Source organism: Fusibacter sp. QWL-12 (genome assembly GCF_058683495.1).
In genome coordinates this window covers 3687652-3709704 of sequence record NZ_CM178745.1, presented here as the reverse complement: position 1 = coordinate 3709704, position 22053 = coordinate 3687652, and the positions used below count along the sequence as shown (strand labels likewise).

Sequence of the window (22053 nt, the reverse complement as noted above, 5' to 3'; positions counted from 1 at the left end):
TTCTCATTTAAAACAAATTGAAAATATGAATGATGTATGACAACTGTGTTGCAAAATATAAACCTTTTAAATTAAATACTTAGAAGATGCATATTTTTCAAAAAAATGGTTATATTAATAGTAATTAAGTTTACGGAGGTGCTTATGAACAAAATTAATCAAACGGCGATCGATTCTGCATCTAGCTATATTATGAATAATGGAAGATATTTAGAAAAAGTCTTGTTTGGTCATTATTTTATACAACCTTGTTCTAGCAAAATTGTTAAAGCACTTAAGATGTATCAAAATAAAGATGGTGGATTTGGGAACGGAATTGAGCCTGATTTTAGAATGTCATACTCTTCGCCGATGGCTACAAGTGTTGCACTTGGAATGCTTGTACCATTTGATTCGGAACCATACGCTATAGAACAAATTAAGTTAGCAATTAAATATTTAGAAGATACTTATTCGGATGAAATTGAAGGGTGGGAGAGGACTAGCAAGATGGTCAATTTATTTCCACATGCGCCATGGTGGCAATATAAAGAGTCTAAAGACGCGGTTCCGCTGAATCCTTCAGTTGAACTGGTTGGATATCTGGTTAAATATAGAGACTATGTAGAGAAATTGGATGTCGAACATCTTAAGAATAAATATATAAACTATTTGGTTGAAAATGGTGTGGATGAAGAACATGATTTGTACTGCTATATAAGATTTTACAATACGTTGTCAGACATCGAACAAGATTTGATCAGACCCAATATAGTTCATGCGTATAATCAATTGGTTTCAAAAGATCCTGACGAATGGCATTTGTATAAACCATATCCATTAAAATTTATTGGTTTGACAGAAGATTCGATTTTTGATGTTTCCGATGAACTTTTGAGAACAAATTTGAATTACTTAAGAGATAAAATTTCGTTTATAGGTCATATTCCTCCAACCTGGAAATGGGATCAATATAATGAAGAGTGGGAAACTGCAAAGAGAGAATGGTCAGGAATATTAACACTTGATGCTTTAAAACTACTTAAAAGATACAATCAATTATAATTTGTAAAAAAGCTACAAACTTAGTTTACAAGGCTTTTATTTATGATATAATGAGCAAGGTAAAAGTGTTTCCTTGGAACCCACTTAAAAAATCAAGGGGAGTAGATTTATTCGATTAATATGATTAATACGATGAATTATTGAGCCCCTTTCTTTTGTGGAAAGGGGCTTTTAAATTCTAATATGACAGTTCGCAACCATCCTGTCATTAAACAAAACTAGGAGGAATAATGAATAAGAAAGTTAATTATGTAGTAAAGGCTGGGGTTATTGCTGCCATTTATGTGGTTTTAGTAATGATTTTTAGTTTTAGTAGCTTTGGGCCAATTCAATTCAGAGTGGCTGAAGCGATGACGATTTTACCATTTTTTACAGGAGCAGCTGTACCCGGTTTGTTTGTTGGATGTCTCGTTGCTAACTTTTTAGGTGGCGCGATTATCTGGGATACAATATTTGGTAGTTTAGCAACTTTAGCTGCTGCTTACTTGTCTTACAAGTTGAGAAAGAAAGAGTGGCTTGTTCCAATTCCACCAATTTTGATCAATACGGTTGTCGTTGGATTTGTATTAAAATATGCTTATGGAATTCCTGATGGTCTTTTAGTGTTGATGGGAGGCGTTTTCTTAGGCGAAGTTGTATCTGTTCTAGGATTTGGTATGATATTATTGAATGCTTTAAAACCAGTAAGAAAATTCATTGAAGATAAAGAATAAGCGTTAATTTTAATCTAATTGATCAGAACTTATGATCGATTCTAATCTATATTAATCAATACTGAAGCTCAGCTAAACTGCTGAGCTTTTATTATCTTTTTGATAAGATCTAAAACGTTTGTAATCTTCGATTATATTCGCCAATGTATACTGAATGCTTACACTCTAAATACAAGTTAAATGTAGACGCTGCTCACGGCGATGGAAATTTTTGAGTTGAGTAAACGTAGGTTAAGTAATAAAAGAAATAGTGATATATTTGATAGAAGCATCATAATAGCTATTTAGTGAATGCAATACACAAACTTGTGATCATAAACAAATCTTTATTTCGTATCAATATAATTATTCAGAATAAAATTGAAAATAAATACTATGTATTAAATGAATAAAAGATTAATCACATTGCATTGATAATGACATTCATAGCGCAATATATTCATCAAGAGAAACATTAAAAGCTTTATAGAAAGTACAATTAGAAAACTCAAGTAAATGCTGGAATTCCTATATTTAATATGATATACTATCTTTGAATCAACTATTCCTCAAATGTATATTTAGGGAATAGTTGCTCGAAGTTAAAATAGGAGGCGTTATGGCAAGGAAAAAAATAAGCTCCCCCGGCGATTCTAGTGCTGCTAACAAACAATTGAGGATTCATAATAAATCGGACAAACCTAACAACATTGTTATTAAACAAAATATGCAGGTTGAAAAATGTCGTGAGCTTGAAGCTGAGTTACCTCGTTTTTTAGCAGATTATTTTTTATATTTAAGAAATTCAGTTGCTATTAGTACGCGTGTTGCATACCTTAGCGATCTTCTTTTCTTTTGTAGATATTTGGTTAGTGAACTTAATTTTGGTGATGGTACTGCCACTCAATCCATTTCGGCTGAATCTTTCTATAATTTAACTGCCAAAGATATTAATCTCTTTCTTGGTGATTATTGTACGCGATATATTGTAGAAACTGAACATGCTGACTATATTATGGAAAATCACAATCGATCCTTAGCAAGAAAAAGATCTTCATTGAGCGTGTTATTTAAGTTCCTCTATCGTGAGCAACTTATGAGTACTAATATTATTGATGGATTTAATCCAATAAAGCTACCTAAACCGCAACCAGATGCTATAAAAAGACTAGAAATCGAAGAAATTCAAGTGATGTTAAATGCAGTTGAATCTGGATATGGCCTTACCCCAAAGGAACTTCAGTACTGGGAAAAAACAAAGCTTAGAGATAAAGCAATGCTTGTATTATTTACCACATATGGGCTTCGTGTTAGTGAAATTCAACAGCTTAATCTAAGCTCCTTTAATTACACGCGTCAAGAGTTTAAAATATATAGAAAACGCGGTAAAGAAGTTTTGATGCCACTAAACAAGTCAGCTGTAACGGTACTAAATGAGTATATTCATATAGAACGTATTGAACCTTCTGTTGAGGAAGATCCCCTCTTCGTCTCTTTACAGGGCACTAGGATGACAGTTAGAGCCATTAGAGAATTGGTTAAGAAATATACGTCAATTGCAATGCAGACATCCCGAGATAAAGGTTACAGTCCACATAAACTTCGCGCTACTGCTGCATCGACTCTGATACAGTTTGGTTTTTCTATCTATGATGTACAGAACCTACTGGATCATGACAATGTTACAACCACTCAGTTGTACTCTGCACATCGTAAAAATGCAAAGCGAGATGTGATATCACAGTATGAACTTTTAGATGAGTTTGAAACCAATGAAATGAGTGAACTAACAAATATTTCTCATCTGAAGAATTCTAACGATGAAAACGAAAATTAATACGATATTTAAATTGATTATATGGTTTTTATTTCTAAAAAAATCTAGCATTGATTTCTGCTAGATTTAATAAGAAGGATGTAAAGTTATTATATTTAAAAGCTGGTCTTAATGATCAGCTTTTATTCATTAATTAGTGGTTTGAAGTTGGTACCAAAATTACTTGACCAGTGTAGATCGTGGCATCGCTAAGCTCATTATACTGCTTAATACGATAAACAACGGCTCTAATATCTTCTTCATAGTAATTATGTGAAGCAGCAATATCCCATAATGTATCCCCTGGCATCACTTCAATTTTAAGTGGTTCGTGATTCGTAGTTGCTTCAGACATAAAAAAGCCTGCTACATAAGTTACGATGGTGCTCAATATAATTAGTGTGATTAAACTCATAATGACAAAACGAGTTCTGTTTACAATATATAGTCTTTTTCTTCTTTTATGGCTATTACTAGGTTGTCTAAGGTAGTCGTAATGCATTACATCTTTATCTGCTTTCATAGGATTCAACTTCCTTTCTTGCGACTTTTCGGACCAGTTCCGAACATGCGTTCTTTCAATGTCATTATATACGAACGGATGTTCTTTGTAAAGAGAAAAACAGAACTAATGTTTGATTTTTTTTTGTCTCTGTGTTATAATCAGCATAAATACAGGAGTTCAAGCTATTTTAAAGTTACGACGCACTATTTTGCGCATTATATTTTGATAAATAAATTATATCTATAGGGGGTATCATGGGCGCTTCTATATCAAAAAAACAACAAATGATTTTAGACTTCTTAAAGGACGAAGTCTCAAAAAAAGGTTATCCACCATCAGTAAGAGAAATTTGTCAAGCTGTAGGCTTAAAATCTACTTCGACTGTACATACACATTTAACGAGGCTTGAAGAACTTGGAATGATTAGACGAGATCCGACTAAACCGAGAGCGATTGAAATCTTTGATATGGATCACGAACCAGTGTCTAATGTCGTTTCCATGGCGCGAGATACTCAATTTATTCCTATAGTTGGTGAGATTACTGCTGGTCAACCTATTCTTGCAGTAGAGAATATTGAAGAAACCTTCCCTATTCCTTCTGATTTCGTTGATGAAGGAACTTATTTTATGTTAAAAGTTAAGGGCGATAGCATGATTGAAGCCGGAATTTTTAACAGAGATTTAGTATTAGTAAGAAAACAAAATGATGCAATTAGCGGTGATATAGTCGTTGCAATGATTGATGACAGTGCAACCGTTAAAACCTTCTATAAAGAAAAAAGCAGAGTTAGATTGCAACCTGAAAACCCTACAATGTCACCTATTTATGTTGATGATGTTCAGATATTAGGTAAAGTTAAGGGTGTTTTTAGAAAAATGTAAAATGAATTCTTGTAATAATCAAACGAGCAACAAGTTGACGTAATTATATTATGTCAACTTGTTTTTTTATTTTCATTTATTTCCTTTTTTTTACGTATTTTAGTGATAAAATCACCCATTATGTTATAAAATGGTTATTTTATTGATTCCAAAAAAGTGATATTATTTTAGTAGTACAAAATATTTTTAAAGGAGATTTGTATGTCATATATAACATCAGTTTTTGACCGTGTTAAAATGAGAAATCCTAATGAAAAGGAATTTCTTCAAGCTGTTGAAGAGGTTTTTGAGTCTCTTGAGCCAGTAATTTCTAGACATCCAGAGTATGAAAAAGCTAATATCTTAGAAAGAATTACAGAGCCTGAAAGACAAATCGTTTTCAGAGTTCCTTGGGTTGACGATCAAGGCAACCTAAACGTTAATAGAGGTTTCAGAGTACAGTTTAACGGTGCGATTGGGCCTTATAAAGGCGGTTTACGCTTCCACCCTTCTGTATATATTGGCATTGTAAAATTCCTAGGATTTGAACAAATCTTTAAGAATTCACTAACTGGCCTACCAATCGGTGGCGGTAAAGGTGGTTCTGATTTTGATCCAAAAGGTAAATCTGACGCTGAAGTTATGAGATTTTGCCAAAGCTTTATGACTGAATTATATCGTCATGTTGGTCCTGATGTTGATGTTCCTGCTGGGGATATTGGCGTTGGTGGCCGTGAGATTGGCTTCTTATATGGACAATACAGAAGAATCAGAGGCGCTTTTGAGAACGGTGTCTTAACTGGTAAGGGATTAACTTATGGTGGATCGCTTGCAAGAACTGAAGCGACTGGTTTTGGATTGGTTTACTTCGTTGAAGAAATGTTAAAACATAATGGTAAAGATTTAAAAGATAAAACTGTAATTATATCGGGTTCAGGCAATGTAGCCATTTACGCATGTAAAAAAGCAACTCAACTGGGTGCAAAAGTTGTAGCGATGTCTGATTCTAGTGGCTATATCTATGATGAGAATGGTATTGACTTACCTGCAATTCAAAAAATTAAGGAAGTTGAAAGAAAACGTATCAATGAATACCTTAAAGATCATCCAACTGCAAAGTTTGTTGAAGGACATGGCGCTGTGTGGTCACTTAAATGTGATATTGCGCTTCCTTGTGCAACTCAAAATGACATTACACTTGAGCATGCAAAAATCTTAGTTGCAAATGGCGTTACTGCTGTTGGTGAAGGCGCGAATATGCCTTGTACAAACGAAGCAATTAAGTACTTCTTAGATCAAAATATCTTACTTGCACCTGCTAAAGCAGCAAATGCTGGTGGTGTAGCAACTTCTGCTCTTGAAATGAGCCAAAACTCGATGAGATACTCTTGGACATTTGAAGAAGTTGAAGCTAAGTTAAAAGATATCATGATCAATATCCACAAGAATGCGGCTAAAGCTTCTGAAACATATGGCTTTGGTTATAACCTTGTAGCAGGTGCAAATATTGCTGGATTTATAAAAGTTGCTGATGCGATGTTAGCTCAAGGTGATTACTAAATCTAGATATAAATGGGTTTGAAGATGATTAAATTGAAGTTCTTATATTGAAAACCATAATATTTTGAATTTGACATCTAATAGCAATAAAAAATGCGTAACTGCTCCTGCTGTTACGCATTTTTTTATTTCTGAGACTACGATACACTTTATAAAGTCATTGTACTTTCCAAATCAGAGTCTATGTTATTTCAATATAAGATCATGGTTTAGAAAAATACTGCATTATTCTGATCATCTTTTCACATATCTTTGCTTTTGTTTCGATCATAGATCAATGAAACTATAAGTAAAAACATTAGTGTCAGACTAGTATATGAGGATAATCTATAATAGTTATAAAATGTTGATACGGACCAATTTTTGTCACTAATAAACAAATGACTCCAAACGCCTCGTAATGAAATTCCATCATTTGCGACCAAGTTCAAAGAAGCAGTATAATTTGTAGAAAAATCAATATTTAGTATTATCGATAATACTAACAAGGGGAAAATCCAACTTGACCAATTAAAAGCTTTATTACTACTAGTTTTTAAGAACCATCCATATATGATCCAAATAAGTATTATCATTGGTATTGTAATCATAGTCATAATACTTCTCCTTATTAAAAAACAATAAACAAGCAGGAATTTCAAACAGAGTTACTTGAAGTTAAGGTTATAATTTAGAAACACCAGATTTAACTGCAGCCTCATACACTGCTTTAGCAACTCTATCGCCTATTGATTTGTTAAGTGCAGATGGAATAATGTAGGATTCATTTAGCTCCTCATCAGCAACTAAAGAAGCAATTGCATGTACAGCAGCAATTTTCATCTCTTCATTAATATCCGATGCTCTAGCATCGAGTGCACCTCTAAAGATGCCTGGGAAAGCCAAAACATTGTTGATTTGATTTTCGAAGTCTGAGCGACCAGTTCCAACGATTCTCGCCCCTGCCTCTTTTGCGAGATCTGGCATGATTTCTGGATCCGGATTTGCCATTGCAAAGACGATTGCATCTGAGTTCATGGACTTAACCATTTCTTGAGAAACGGCGTCTTTTGACGAAACTCCGATAAAAACATCTGCACCAACCATTGCATCTGCTAAAGTGCCAGTTCTAAGTTCTGGATTTGTAATAAGAGCAATTTCATCCTGTACCCAGTTCTTTTGTGTTTCATTTCTATTTAAGATGCCTTTACGATCGCACGAGAGTATGTTTTTAGCACCAATATCAACTAACATTCTAGCGATAGCATTCCCAGCAGATCCTGCACCGTTGATAACGATTGTAATGTCTTCAATCTTCTTATTTACAATCTTTAATGCGTTAATTAAAGCAGAACAAACGACAATCGCTGTTCCGTGTTGATCGTCATGGAAAATCGGAATATCCAATAACGATTTAAGCTTTCTCTCTACCTCAACGCATCTTGGGGAAGAAATATCCTCTAAGTTAATACCACCGAAAACGGGTGCAATTTGAACCACAGTATTCACGATATCATCCACTTCTTGCGATTCAACACAGATTGGAAAAGCGTCAACACCGGCAAATGCTTTAAAAAGAATTGCTTTACCTTCCATAACTGGAATAGCCGCTTTTGCGCCAATATTGCCTAATCCTAAAACCGCAGATCCGTCAGAAACAACTGCGACTAAATTACCTTTTGATGTGTACTTATAAACGTCGTCAGGATTAGCTGCAATTTTTCTGCAAGGTTCAGCAACGCCAGGCGTATATGCTGTAGATAAATCAACCTTTGTCTCTAGGTTTACTTTACTTGTAACCTCGATTTTACCTTTTTTAGCTTCATGTAGCTCAAGTGCTAATTGATTATAGTTCATATTACCTCCTTGATTTTTTGCCTTTAGCAAAATGGAATAGCAACTACTTGAGTGTGATTAAACTTCGGTCCATTAGAAACTGCAAGGATTTCATTACGCCAAATTTTGAATGCTCATAGGTTAAGCCACCTTGGAAATAGGCGATATACGGTTCTCTGATAGGCGCATCAGCGCTGAGTTCTATGGAAGAACCTTGTACAAATGCACCTGCTGCCATAATAACATCGCTACTATACCCAGGCATCGCCCATGGCTCAGGTGAAACAAAGCTATCGATAGGCGAAGCACTTTGAATGCCTTGGCAGAAAGCGATGACCTTTTCCGGAGATTTAAATTCAATTGCTTGAATGATATCGCTTCGTGACGATTCTGGGCTAGGATTGACTCTGTAACCGAAATGTTCATATACTTTGGCACATAAAATTGCACCTTTTAGTGCACCACTTACAACCTTCGGTGCCATAAAAAGGCCTTGAAGAATAGGTCTTGTTTGACCAAATGTTAAACCACATTCTTTTCCTATTCCTGGCGAGGTCATACGTCCAGCAACCTGTTCGATAAGGTGTTTCTTGCCAACAATATACCCACCGCTAAGCGCTAATCCCCCACCAGGGTTTTTAATTAAGCTCCCAGCCATTAAATCGGCACCAACCTCCGTCGGTTCTAGGTAATCTAAAAACTCCCCATAGCAGTTATCTACCATGACAATAACTTGTGGGCACTTGTTTTTGACATGAGCAATTACATCTGCTATTTCGTTTATAGTTAATCCTCTTCTCCACGAGTATCCCGCAGAGCGCTGAATGTAAACAACGTTTGTATTTTCATTGAGTTTTGAATCAATGGCGTTAAAATCAAAACCACCATCTTCTTTTAAAGACACTTCGTCGTAAGTGACACCAATATCCATAAGTGACATAGACTCTGATGTCGAAAGTCCTATGACCTTTTCTAGCGTATCATAAGGTCTACCGGTAATGCTAAGCATCCTTTGATTGGGTCTAAGAACGCCAGTGAGCATTAGTGTTAATGCATGTGTACCTGAAACAATAATAGGTCTTACAATGGCGTCTTCAGCACCAAACAGAGTACTATAGATATTTTCGACAGCATCTCTACCAATGTCATCATACCCATAGCCAGTATTCCAATTGAAATGTATGTCGGAAAGTCTGTGTTTTTGCATTGCATATAGAACTTTCATTTGATTATGCTGCGCAATTTCATCGATATTTGAAAATTGATCTTGAATTTCTATCTCTTTCTCTCTAATAAAATTTAAAGTATCAGAGCTGATGCCGAGTGCATCATAATAATTGAGCTTGTTATAAGTCAAGGCTGCCTCCGGTGATCTATATTTATTTAATCATATTAATCGCATTGATTAGCATAGGAATAATCTGTTTCTTTCTCGAAACAATACTATCGATAAAAGTTCCCTGGTCAACAGATTTTTCAAATGCCATACTTAATAATCGATCGTGCTTGGATTCGAAATAGGTGTAAGAACCTTCTTTGATGATATCAGTCACTAGCATTAGAGTTAGGTAATGATCTCTACCGTCGTGGATTTTTCTTATAAGCTTTAGATATGCGTCCTCTTGTGATGCAATCTCTTCGAAATTAAGTGTGAAAACTTGTGAAATGCCAAGTTTATATCCATCGATAACAAATTCTTTAAAGTCGTTATAAAACACATCGTTAACCGTTCTACCGTCAAGTGAAGTACCACTTCTAAACATTTCAAGAGCATATTTAGAAAGGTCTATTTCTGCGATTTCTTTTAATACAGAGACAGCATGCTCGTCAAAGTAAGTCGTTGTTGGCGACTTAAGTAAAAGTGTATCCGATACGATTCCCGATAACATCAGCCCAGCGATTTGTTTAGGGATTTCGATTTGAGCTTCTTTGAAAAGCTGAAAAATGATGGTATTCGTACTGCCCACTGGCATATTTCTAAATGTTATAGGTAGACTGGTACTGATATCCCCTATTTTATGATGATCTAATATTTCTAGAACATTAGCTTCATTCAATCCACTCGCAGACTGAGAATATTCATTATGATCCACAAGTATGACATTTTTCTTAGTGGGATTTAAAAAGTGTGTACGACCAATAATTCCAAGGTATTTTCCAGCTTCATCAACCACAGGAAACTTTGAATGTTTAGAGGTCTGAATAATCTCACGACAATTTTCAAGATACTCATCTACTTTGAATTTCATCAAACGATCGCTTTTCATAATCGTACTTACGAAGTTCGTTTGGTTGATGAGCTTTGAAGTCGAATAGGTATCGTAAGGTGTTCGGATAAGGTTGACGCCTGACACTTTCGCTTTATCCATAAGCACTTCAGGAATCTGTAAATCACCAGTAACGATAATCATTTGTGCTTTTTTAGAGATTGCATGTTCTATTATATCAAAGCGGTCACCTGTAATAACGATGGAATCGCTTTCAATTCTATGTTGTCTTATAATTGTAGTCTCATGAAAGGCTGTGATGATGATGTGGCCGTTAATATCGCTATGACCATAATTTAAAATGTCTGCATTTAAATCCTGACGAATGTTATTAAACGTCGTGTGCAGCGCGTGATAATCACCATTTATGGCATTCATTGCAATATCCTTCATTGTTATGATACCGATTAAATAGCCTTCTTGATCGACGATAGGAAGCGTTCTAATCTTATAGGCATTCATGTGGTTATACGCTTTTAAAATGGAATTTGAGGGTTCAAGGGGCATGATTTTATCAAAGTCCAAGTCTTTTAATTGAATTTTGACATTTTCAAGCATTCTAGGCTTGTCTACCTTAAAATAATCCAAAACAAACTCTGCTTCTTTTGCAATTTCTCCGAGAACACAAGGTTCGGTTTGGAGACCATTTTGATTTTTGAGATATGAAAGTGCTATCGCGGAGGTAACACTGTCGGTATCGGGATTTTTGTGTCCAAAAATGAGTATCTTATCTTCCATGGCATTTGTTCCTCCTTATATCTTATTCAACCAACATTATAACATAAAAAAGGATGCCTAAGCATCCTAAGAAATTTAAATATGGCGCAAAATGCCAACTATTTAGTTACTGTGTCTAAGACAAGTTTAATCATATCGCCAAAAGTACGTTCTCTTTCAGCAGCAGTTGTTTCCTCTTGAGTTACCAATGAATCACTTACAGTTAAAACACACAATGCTTGTGCCTTATAACGTGCAGCTAAAGTATATAGCTCAGCTGCTTCCATTTCTACAGCAAGGATATTGTATTCCACTAACTTCTCATTTCTATTTGCGTTAAAATCTTCATAGAAGCTATCTTCAGATAGGATATTACCCACATGAACGTTCATACCAAGTGATTGTGCAGTCATGTAAGTGTTATGAAGTAAATTAAAGTCTGAAATAGCAGCAAAATTGAGTCCTGGGAAACGACGATTGTTCATATTAGAAGATGTACTTGCGCCTTGTGCAAGAATAATATCTCTAATCTTCACTTTTGGTACCATAGCGCCACATGAACCAACGCGGATTAGTTTTTTTACATCGTAGAATCTTAAAAGCTCATTCACGTAGATGGATAATGATGGCATCCCCATTCCAGTTCCTTGAACAGAGACTCTTACGCCATTGTAAGTGCCTGTGAAGCCATACATCCCTCTTACTTCATTATAGCGAACTGGATTCTCCAGAAATGTTTCTGCGATATATTTTGCTCTTAGTGGATCGCCAGGCAATAAAACGATATCAGCGATATCGCCGAGTTTAGCATTAATATGTGTACTCAAATTTAACACCTCCATTTATAATCATGTTTATTATATCAGATTTAAAGTTTGTTTGCCATGTAAGGTTCTCATAGCAAATGAAAGAAAAGTGGGTATGATTGAGCTGTTTATATGGTAACAGAACATAAAAAGAGAACCCTAAGGTTCTCTAATTTAAGCAAATATTTCGCTTTAACAAATTGTAATTGTAATTGTAATCGGATTAGAAATATAGTTCTAACAATGTGATTTTAATATTCATTTTAATAGAACTCTTTATACCTCTATTCAATAGCATTAACCTTTTCATGAGCAGTTGCCAGCATAAGCTTAATACGATTGATTTGATTGACCTCACTTGCCCCCGGATCATAATCGATAGCAACGATGTTTGAGCTAGGATAACTGTGTTTCAACTCTTTAATCATTCCTTTTCCAGTGATGTGATTTGGTAGACACGCAAATGGCTGCATACAGACGATATTATCAACGCCACTATGAATCAACTCAACCATCTCAGCTGTTAAAAACCATCCTTCACCAGTTTGGTTGCAAAGTGAAAGATGTGGTTCAGCGAGTTCACCTAAAGCTTTGATATGCTTAGGTGGTTCAAAGCGTTTACTTGCTTCCAGTGCTTTAACCAATGGCTTTCTATAATATTCTATTAAGCTGATTAAGACTTCACTGGTTAGCCTTGCCTTCATTGATCCTGAAAGATACTTGTTTTTCAAAACGCCGTTATAGGCAGTATATGAGAAGAAGTCTACTAAGTCAGGCATTACGGCTTCAGCGCCTTCACGTTCTATTAAATCGACGATATTATTATTAGCAGTTGGATGGAATTTTACTAATATCTCGCCAACAAGTCCTACCTTTGGCTTAATCTCATCCGTTAAAGGCAAGTTATCAAAATCTGTAACAATACCACTAATCATTTTCTTAAAGGTTCTACGATCCCCTTTAACGATAGCTTGTTTACATTTCTCAACCCACATTTCATAAAGAGCATTAGCTGATCCTTTTTCTAACTCGTAAGGTCTTGTTTTATAAAGTACACGCATGAAGAGGTCACCGTATAAGATCGATTGTACTAGTTTTTCTACTACGGATTTCGTAAGCTTAAAGCCAGGATTGTCTTCAAGTCCTAGTGCGTTTAATGAAATTACAGGTACATGACCCATTTTTGCGCTTTTTAGTGCTTGTCTGATAAACGCGATATAATTAGTTGCTCTACAGCCACCGCCAGTTTGAGAGATTATTAACGCCGTTTTATTGAGGTCATACTTGCCTGAGTTAAGCGCTTTCATCATTTGACCAACAACCAAAATAGATGGATAGCATGCATCGTTATTCACATATCTGAGTCCCTCATCTACAGCACTAACATCTAACGATGGTAACACCTCTATGTTGTAACCTTCTGGCTTCAAAGCAGCTTCCATAAACTGGAAATGAATTGGAGACATTTGCGGTACCAAAATGGTATGCGTCTTTCTCATTTCTTCAGTAAATATAACACGTTCCTCAGTTGCTTTAAACTCTTCAGGAATAAAGCATTGCTTATCTCTTTCGCTGATTGCAGCAATGAGTGAACGAATTCGAATTCTAATTGCACCAAGATTGTTGATTTCATCAATTTTAATCAGTGTGCTAATTTTACCAGTTGCTTCTAATATTTCGCGCACTTGGTCAGATGTTACTGCGTCTAAACCGCATCCAAAAGAATTCAGTTGGACGAGTTCAATATCCTTACGTTTAGAGGCAAAAGTAGCCGCTGCATAGAGTCTAGTGTGATAGACCCATTGATCGACAACGCGTAGAGGACGATCGATGTCATCTAAATGTGCGATCGCATCTTCCGAAATAACGGCGAAACCATAAGATTTGATTAACTCAGGTATACCATGATTGATCTCAGGATCGATATGATATGGACGACCAGCTAAGATAATGCCCTTAATCTTATGATTTTCAATATATTGAAGCGCAAGTTCACCTTGGTGTCTGACGTCGGAGCGGTATTTTTCTAAGCTTTCATAGCCCTTGTCTATTGCAGAATAGATTTCTTCCTTTGACAGTCCCCACGACTTGAGTTCATCATAGACGCGTTTCTTCATTCTATCTGGTGCATCAATTGGTAAGAATGGATGGTAATAATGAACATTCTTATTTCTAATATGATCCACATTCGTATGAATGGTCTCTGGGTATGACGTTACAACTGGACAATTATAATGATTGTTTGCACCTTGATCTTCCTTCGTGTTAAACGGAATACATGGATAAAATATTTTATCAACTTTTCGATTAATTAAGTCCTCAATATGTCCGTGAACGAGTTTTGCTGGATAGCAAACACTCTCAGACGGAATCGTTTCCATCCCCATCTCGTAAACTTTTCTTGAAGAACGTGAAGAAAGCTCTAATCTATAACCAAGTGATGTAAAAAATGCTGCCCAAAACGGATAATCCTCATAGATATTAAGAACTCTAGGAATACCTACAACACCTCTCGTCGCTTCTTTACGGCTCAAAACAGGGTAATCAAATACTCGATTAAGCTTATACTCATATAGGTTCGGTAGTGTATTCTCAGCAACTTCAATTCCCGCACCTCTCTCACATCTGTTACCAGTAATAAACTGTCTTTGATCAGAGAAATGATTGATGGTAAGCTGGCAATGATTGGTACAGAGATTACATCTGCGCGTTTCTGTAGTTGTACCAAATGCGTCTATTTGATCATTGTCAAGTAAGTTTGAGATATAGCCAGACTCATATCTTTCTAATGAAATTAAAGCAGAGCCAAATGCACCCATGATACCAGAAATATCTGGGCGAACCACTTCTTTTCCTGACATTTTTTCAAGTGCTCTTAATACCGCCTCATTATAGAAAGTACCACCCTGAACGACTATTTTTTCGCCGAGGTCTTCAATCGAACGCATTCTAATAACTTTAAAGAGCGCATTTTTAACTACTGACATTGATATCCCAGCTGAGATATCGCCAACGGTTGCGCCTTCTTTTTGCGCTTGCTTTACTCTTGAATTCATAAATACAGTACAGCGAGTACCAAGATCAACAGGGTTTTCAGCCATTAGACCCAATTTAGAAAAGTCTTGGACCGTATGATTGACGGAGTTGGCAAACGTCTCAATAAATGAACCACAGCCTGAAGAACAGGCTTCATTTAACATGATAGAATGAATAACACCATCTTGAACCTTAAGACTTTTCATATCCTGACCACCAATGTCGAGGATGGAATCTACACCTGGCAAAAAGTGATCTGCACCTTTATAATGCGCTACCGTTTCAATCTCACCATGATCGATTTTCAATGCAGCTTTAATAAGGCTCTCGCCATAACCAGTGACAGTAGAATATGCAATAAATGTATCGCTTGGCATTTGACTGTAAAGCGTTTTAAGTGCCGAAATAGTAGTCGATAGTGGATTGCCTTCATTTGAACCATAATGGCTAAATACAAGGTTTTTATTTGCATCAACAACAGCTAACTTAGTTGTTGTTGAACCGGCATCTATCCCTAAAAATAATGGGCCTTTTGTTTCAGCTAAATCCGCTCTGTTGACTTTATGCTCAGCATGTCTTTCTTTAAATGCATTAAAATCCGCATCATCGACAAATAACTGATCCAAATGTCCTTCAGAGTCAGGTCCTTCACAGTAGATGTTAGGCATTTTATCATAAATGCAATGCGGTTCGAGCGGGTCAACCGCCTCTGATTGGAGTGCAGCACCTAATGCGACAAAGTATTGAGGATTATCGATGGTGACAATATCTTGCTCTGATAAATTAAGGGTCACCTCAAACCTTTTACGAAGTTCAGGTAAGAAGGACAATGGGCCCCCTAGAAAAGCAACTCTTCCTCGTATTGGCTTACCACAAGCAAGTCCACTGATCGTTTGATTAACAACTGCTTGTAATACTGAAGCTGCAATATCTTCTTTTGAAGCGCCCTCATTAAGTAAAGGCTGTATGTCCGTTTTTGCAAAAACACCGCATCGTGAAGCGATTGGATAGATTTCACGATGGTTCATTGCAAGTTTATTTAAACCATCTGCATCTGTTTTAAGTAAAGATGACATTTGGTCTATGAAAGAACCGGTTCCACCGGCACATGTTCCGTTCATTCGTTGTTCAACTGATGTCCCAAAATACATAATTTTTGCATCTTCACCACCTAATTCGATGGCAACATCAGTTTGGGGCGCGAATTTTTTAATGGCTTTTGAGCAAGCGACAACTTCTTGTACAAAACTTACACCTAAGCTTTCAGCAAGTCCTAGTCCAGCAGAGCCAGTAACCATTAATTTTAATGTAGCACTTTCAAGTACATTTTTCGCATCGTCAAATAATGCCTTGACGGTGTTCTTGACGTCAGAAAAGTGACGTCTATACTCCTTAAAAATGATTTGGCGTTCTTCGTTGAGAATTACCATTTTTACAGTGGTAGAACCAACATCGACGCCAACGTTATAAGTCTGATTCATATGACACCTCGGTCAAAAAAGAGTATTTTTTAATTTCAAACTAATATCTATTATAATACTTTTTGTTTAAAATAAAATAGCTAAAATATTAAAATTAGGAAAAGAAAAGACATGAATTTCAAATTCACGTCTATTTTGGCATATCTTTTGCTTGATAAAACTTATCTTATATGGAAACCTTTCAAACTTCAAATGGAATTAATTTGAAATTAAGATTACTTTATATATAATAGTTTATTTAATATTTTTTTCAATCTTTTGCATAAGCACACTAAGTGCATTGTGTCTTGGATCAATTTCGTTTGGTAAATTTAAAAATGCGATTTCAAAATCAAATGCATCGAGATTTTTTTCTAGAAGATAATCGGTACACAAGGTTTTATAATGCTCAATAACTTGAGGTTTCGAGCTGAGTGATTTTTTATGCAATACAACTACAAAACCATTATTATCGTGGTTAAATAACTCATCATCGGGATTTAAATCAGTTTCAAGCTCCCTACCGAGTCCTTTTATTAACGCTAGATCTCTTACACCAGAGATCGTCATTGCTGGATTTTGTTTGTTATAGAATAAAATTAAACCAATTAAAAGTTCATGATTTTCTCTTATGGCTTTCTTTATTGCGTTATAGATGGAGACATCAATCTGCTTAGTAGAACTTACAGGTAAAGTTTTTGCCTGATCTATTTGTGAGATATGTGCCGTTAACTTGCTTCTAAAATAATCGTCATCAAAAGGCTTTAAAATGTAGTCATTTGCACCAACGCGTATCGCTTTAACAAATGATTTTCTAGTGTTTAGACTTGTGGCGATGATTACGACGAGGTTTGGATTGATATCTCTTAATTTTCCGATTAACTCAAAACCATCTTCTGGACCCAAGTTTACGTCTATTATGATCATATCCAAAACCGATTGAAGATTCCCTACTCTATTTATGGCTTCATACATTGTAGAGGCACTTACAATCTCAACTGCTACATGTTCAAGTATTTTTTTTATCCGGTACGCAGTTGTTGCATTGATATCGACTACCATTATATGAGTCATTTGACCTCCCTATTAGCTAACTATTTCTTTTTTCTTCTATTTCTTATCTGACTTTCTTCTAATCCTTCGTATCCTTTTGAAGAGAGCTTCCTTTCTATATCCTCTTCAAGAAGCGTTTTAATTAGTACACAAACTGGGACACCTAAAAACATACCCACGATACCAAAGGCAGCACCACCAACGGTTACAGCAACGATAATCCAAAATGCGGAAACACCGACAGAGTCACCTAAAATAAACGGTCCAATAACCAGTCCATCTAGTTGTTGGATTGCAAGTACCAATAATAAAATATAGACAACGCTGATAGGATGTGTTGGGTTGGCAATAAGTGTAATCACACCAGCGGGTATTGCGCCTAAAAATGGACCAAAATATGGAATCATGTTAGTTATACCAATTATTAGTGCAATGATCATTGCATATTCGAAATGGAAAAAAGTAAATACAAAATAAGATAAAAAACCAATAATTGTACTATCTATGAATTTTCCAATGACGAAATCCTTGAAAATTGTATCGCTTTTTCTTGAAACATAAAAAATCCAATTGACTTGCTTATCATTGAAATAAGCATAAATCATACGTTTAATTCTAGCGACTAGGTCCTTCTTTTCAGCGAGCATATAGATTGCAATAACAAGAGCAATAATAAATGAGATCAAACCAGATGTAATTTGCTGGAGCTGAGTCACAATGAGTAATACTGCAGAGCCTGTAAAGTTGGTTATCTTTTGTAAGAAAGGTGTAAGCGTGTCAATTAATGTTTGCTGTAGTTGCTTAAGATAAACGTTATTAAAATCAATTCGGTTTAAAAACGAAAAATCAAAAGAATTTTTATAATCTATTGTGGAAATGGTCTTTATTAAAGAAGCAACTGCATCTACAATACCTGGAATTACAACAACCCCTAACAATCCAATCAAAGATATAAAAATAGCAAAAGTAATAATAATGGAAATGAATCGAGGTAGATGAACTTTGTTTTCAAAAAATCTGACAATATAATCTAAAAAATATGCCAGTATAAAAGCAAGTAAAACAGGAGAAATTGCCGCTGTTATAATCGTCAAGAGATCCGTTTTAGTCATAATGATAATGATTAATGTCGCAATAATAATAAGTTTTGCAAAAGTTGATGAGCGAATTTCTTTTAGATTCATACTACTCTCCTACCCAAAGGCAATCATGATTTTTAGTTAATACTATTATATCTGATTTACGTCCTAATTTGTATTAAAATAAGGTTTTAATAGTAAAATGAGTTTTAAGTCTTATGTTTGGATTGCGTGATTTATATGTAAGTCGAAAAAGAGATATTGAAGTTGATTCGTATAGTATAAAATCAAAAATTAAAAATAGGTTGTCATAATATAATTACGACAACCTAATTGTTATTAAAAAGAATGATTATTAATAATCTGAATTACTTGTTCCACTGTTTGTTGCAATTTCAACTGATGCTGATGCACCAATTCGAGTAGCACCTGCATCCACCATTGCTTTAGCAGTTGCATAATCTCTCACACCACCAGAAGCTTTTACTTCTAAAGCATCACCTACTGTTTTTTTCATAAGTGCAACATCTTCTGCAGTAGCACCACCAGTGCTAAAACCAGTTGAAGTCTTTACAAACTGAGCGCCAGCTTCTTTAGATAATTCGCTTGCTTTAACAATTTCATCTTTAGTTAATAGACAAGTTTCAAGAATCACCTTTAAGATGGCTTTCCCTTTAATCGCTTCAACAACAGCAGCGATATCATTCTTAACAAAATCATATTTCTGATCTTTTAAAGCAGATACATTGAGAACCATATCGATTTCATTTGCACCGTCTTCTACAGCTTTCTTTGCTTCATATGCTTTCATTTCAGTTGTGTTGGCACCAAGTGGAAAGCCAATTACTGAAGTTACCTTTACATCTGTACCTTTGAGTTCTTTTGCAACTAATGGCACAAAGTATGGATTAACACAAACTGAGAAAAATCCATATTCTTTAGCTTCATCACAGACCTTAATGACATCAGCATCGGTAACATTTGGTTTTAAAATCGTATGATCAATCATTTTAGCAATATTCATAGAATCACCTCTTCTTTGATTTCAGTTCAATCATACTTGATACTTACCCAATCGTCAAATAAGAAACCTATTTTTTATAATAAGTTTACAACGAAATTATTTAGAATAAACTGATTCTTTTAATGTTGCGATGTAAGGTAAATTTCTATATCTCTCAGCATAATCGATACCATACCCTACGATAAATTCATCTGGAATTTCGAATCCGACGTATTTTACATCAAGTTTTGCGATTCTTCTTTCAGGTTTATCAAGCAATGTACAGATTTCTAAGCTCTTTGGTCCTCTTGAATGGAAGTTTTCTGTAAGATATTTTAAAGTTAAACCAGTATCGATAATATCTTCAACAATCAATACATGTTTGCCTTCAATGCTAAAATCCAAGTCTTTTAAAATTTTTACGACACCAGAACTTTCTGTAGAATGTCCATAACTAGAAGCTGCGATAAAATCAATTTGTATTGGGAAGCTAATCTCTCTCATAAGGTCACACATAAATACATTTGCACCTTTTAGTACGCCTACTAATAAGAGTTCTTTGTCCTTATAATCAGCAGAGATTTGATCTGCTATTGCTTTTACACGTTCTTTAAGTTGAACTTCAGAATAAAGTACTGATTTAACATCGTTTTTCATGATACACTCCTTAATTTGCAAATAATATAATCACAAACTATATAATATCACAAAAACTACCGTATAAATATAAATTCTTTTTCACCTAATTGGATAATATCACCATTGACAATAGGTACACTTTCTCTCAGAAGAGTCCCATTGATCCAAGTACCGTTTCTAGAATCAAGGTCTTTTATTCTATAGGCGACGTTTTCCTTATAAATAACACAGTGTTTTCTACTAATTGAGTCCTCTAGGATCTGAACATTTGATGTATCATCACGACCAATGACATTGGATTCAAAATAAAGTTTGTAAAACTTTTGTGGGTTTGATTTGTCCATGAGCATTGAGTTGTTTGATGGATGCTTTGTAATAGTGGTAATCGGTTTGTCTTTTGTTTGATTACTCTTCAAACGTAAGAATCGCTGTAGCCATTTAGGTTCTTTCTGCGGTTTAGAGTTTTTTTCTAACCAATTGGCAATCGATTTTGGTGTAGTCGGCATATCCTTTAATTTTTCATGTGGTATGGCTAATTCACTACATATTAAGAGATAGTACATCAATTGTATTAATGCTTTTTCTTTTCTCACAGAGTCTATAGGTAAATAGCAAAACTTAAAGTGATTGTGAATACCGTCATAATAGATCATATCAGGTGTATATAATATGTTTTGATAATCAAGTAGATGATGATCTAATACATCTTCTAAAGCGGATAAATCAGAGATTAATTGTGAGATAAGATTGATACTAAGGATACCGGACTTCAACAGTTGAGTTAATGATTGTAATGAATCATCAACTTGCCACTTGAGCTTTGATGTTTCACCACTACCCATTGATTTTAGTTCGATGGGTAGTAATAATTTTAAGTTTGTCTTTTGAATCATCTCATTTTCAAAGGTAATGATTTTAGAGGATAGATAATAATGCGCTTCCATAATTAATTAAATAAGCTGTCAATATCATTATTTTCACTAATACCTTGAGTGATTTTAGTGAAGAAATCGACAGCAAAAGTCTTAAATAAAAAGGCTAAGCCAATCAATACCGCAATAATAATTACGATTTCAATGGTTCCCATCCCCTTTTCATTTTTATAGAATCGATTTAATTGCATTGCTATGTAGTTCGGTAATAATTTCAGCATAATAATTCTCCTTTTATAATATTAGTAAAATTGGTGTGATGACAACTGTTATAACGCTGATTAAGGATAGCATTAATATAAAAGTCAGCTGAATGGTTACTTTTTCAGACTTGATTTTTGCATTTACTGAGAGATTTAGCCAAAGTTCGTCGTGAAATTTCTCAAGAGCGGACGCGGCTGTTTGAGACCCAGTTTTTTTTAATTGAGAGATAAGTCGTGTAAATCGCCAAATTTCTTTATCATCTCTTTCAAAAGCATATTGATTAAATAGGTCTATATAATTTGATGAGACTCTTTTATGTACATTAAATGTATCATCCAAGTTGAATGTTTCAAAAGCTTGTTTTAAGGCATTTTCTAAGCTTACACCTGTTTCGTAAGTGATTATAAATTCTTGTATCAAACTGGGGAGGTGTTTATCGAACAAGGTTTTCTTATTCGAAGCTTTTGAAAATCCAAGCCATGTGTCAATTAGTTGATTTTTTTCCTCTAGCCATTTTTTGATTTTATATATTATCGTTCACCTCCATAAACATCTATGTTGA

The 22053-nt window shown here is 35.0% G+C and carries 18 protein-coding genes; 5 read left to right on the top strand and 13 right to left on the bottom strand.

Going from position 1 to position 22053, the window contains the following annotated elements; genetic code table 11:
* Positions 1–144: 144 nt before the first annotated feature.
* From AC4PID_RS17715 to AC4PID_RS17705, 3 genes are all read left to right on the top strand, one after another.
* A complete protein-coding gene (locus AC4PID_RS17715; protein ID WP_492133320.1) occupies positions 145–1044 on the top strand; it encodes a hypothetical protein in 900 nt (299 codons plus the stop codon).
* Positions 1045–1274: 230 nt separating this feature from the next.
* Positions 1275–1757: a QueT transporter family protein gene (locus tag AC4PID_RS17710; protein WP_492133319.1), complete on the top strand. Its 483-nt coding sequence runs from the start codon at positions 1275–1277 to the stop codon at positions 1755–1757.
* A 598-nt stretch (positions 1758–2355) separates the two neighbouring features.
* The gene (locus tag AC4PID_RS17705; protein ID WP_492133318.1) at positions 2356–3573 is read left to right on the top strand and encodes a tyrosine-type recombinase/integrase; all 1218 of its coding nucleotides are present in this window, start codon (positions 2356–2358) and stop codon (positions 3571–3573) included.
* A gap of 133 nt (positions 3574–3706) precedes the next feature.
* Here the strand turns inward: AC4PID_RS17705 and AC4PID_RS17700 are convergent, their stop codons facing one another.
* Positions 3707–4075 carry a LysM peptidoglycan-binding domain-containing protein gene (locus tag AC4PID_RS17700; protein WP_492133317.1) on the bottom strand — a complete coding sequence of 123 codons (369 nt, stop codon included), beginning with the start codon at positions 4073–4075 and terminating at the stop codon, positions 3707–3709.
* 236 nt (positions 4076–4311) lie between these two features.
* Here AC4PID_RS17700 and lexA point away from each other — a divergent pair, with 236 nt between their 5' ends.
* Together lexA and gdhA are read left to right on the top strand one after the other, a co-directional pair.
* Positions 4312–4941: a transcriptional repressor LexA gene (lexA, locus tag AC4PID_RS17695; protein ID WP_492133316.1), complete on the top strand. Its 630-nt coding sequence runs from the start codon at positions 4312–4314 to the stop codon at positions 4939–4941.
* A 201-nt stretch (positions 4942–5142) separates the two neighbouring features.
* Entirely contained in the window at positions 5143–6480 is a 1338-nt protein-coding gene (gene gdhA, locus AC4PID_RS17690; RefSeq protein ID WP_492133315.1) for an NADP-specific glutamate dehydrogenase, read from the top strand.
* 663 nt (positions 6481–7143) lie between these two features.
* Here the strand turns inward: gdhA and AC4PID_RS17685 are convergent.
* From AC4PID_RS17685 to AC4PID_RS17630, 12 genes are all read right to left on the bottom strand, one after another.
* Positions 7144–8316: an NAD(P)-dependent malic enzyme gene (locus tag AC4PID_RS17685; RefSeq protein WP_492133314.1), complete on the bottom strand. Its 1173-nt coding sequence runs from the start codon at positions 8314–8316 to the stop codon at positions 7144–7146.
* Positions 8317–8359: 43 nt separating this feature from the next.
* On the bottom strand, positions 8360–9652 hold the full coding sequence (locus AC4PID_RS17680; protein ID WP_492133313.1) for a methionine gamma-lyase family protein: 1293 nt from the start codon (positions 9650–9652) through the stop codon (positions 8360–8362).
* Between the two features lie 22 nt (positions 9653–9674).
* A complete protein-coding gene (locus AC4PID_RS17675; RefSeq protein ID WP_492133312.1) occupies positions 9675–11300 on the bottom strand; it encodes a putative manganese-dependent inorganic diphosphatase in 1626 nt (541 codons plus the stop codon).
* A 98-nt stretch (positions 11301–11398) separates the two neighbouring features.
* Positions 11399–12106 carry a purine-nucleoside phosphorylase gene (gene deoD, locus AC4PID_RS17670; protein ID WP_492133311.1) on the bottom strand — a complete coding sequence of 236 codons (708 nt, stop codon included), beginning with the start codon at positions 12104–12106 and terminating at the stop codon, positions 11399–11401.
* Positions 12107–12369: 263 nt separating this feature from the next.
* Positions 12370–16602 (bottom strand): acyl-CoA dehydratase activase-related protein, encoded by a 4233-nt coding sequence (locus tag AC4PID_RS17665; protein WP_492133310.1) that lies wholly within the window; start codon positions 16600–16602, stop codon positions 12370–12372.
* 234 nt (positions 16603–16836) lie between these two features.
* On the bottom strand, positions 16837–17655 hold the full coding sequence (locus tag AC4PID_RS17660; protein WP_492133309.1) for a response regulator: 819 nt from the start codon (positions 17653–17655) through the stop codon (positions 16837–16839).
* 20 nt (positions 17656–17675) lie between these two features.
* Entirely contained in the window at positions 17676–18818 is a 1143-nt protein-coding gene (locus AC4PID_RS17655; protein ID WP_492133308.1) for an AI-2E family transporter, read from the bottom strand.
* Positions 18819–19068: 250 nt separating this feature from the next.
* Complete coding sequence (deoC, locus tag AC4PID_RS17650) at positions 19069–19737, bottom strand: deoxyribose-phosphate aldolase (RefSeq protein WP_492133307.1); 669 nt, start codon at positions 19735–19737, stop codon at positions 19069–19071.
* A 96-nt stretch (positions 19738–19833) separates the two neighbouring features.
* Positions 19834–20373, bottom strand: coding sequence for a hypoxanthine phosphoribosyltransferase (hpt, locus tag AC4PID_RS17645; protein ID WP_492133306.1), 540 nt, complete (start codon positions 20371–20373; stop codon positions 19834–19836).
* A 56-nt stretch (positions 20374–20429) separates the two neighbouring features.
* The gene (locus tag AC4PID_RS17640; RefSeq protein WP_492133305.1) at positions 20430–21299 is read right to left on the bottom strand and encodes a DUF6382 and FHA domain-containing protein; all 870 of its coding nucleotides are present in this window, start codon (positions 21297–21299) and stop codon (positions 20430–20432) included.
* 2 nt (positions 21300–21301) lie between these two features.
* Positions 21302–21508, bottom strand: coding sequence for a Flp1 family type IVb pilin (locus AC4PID_RS17635; protein WP_492133304.1), 207 nt, complete (start codon positions 21506–21508; stop codon positions 21302–21304).
* 13 nt (positions 21509–21521) lie between these two features.
* Positions 21522–21911, bottom strand: coding sequence for a hypothetical protein (locus tag AC4PID_RS17630; protein ID WP_492133303.1), 390 nt, complete (start codon positions 21909–21911; stop codon positions 21522–21524).
* Between the last annotated feature and the right edge of the window lie 142 nt (positions 21912–22053).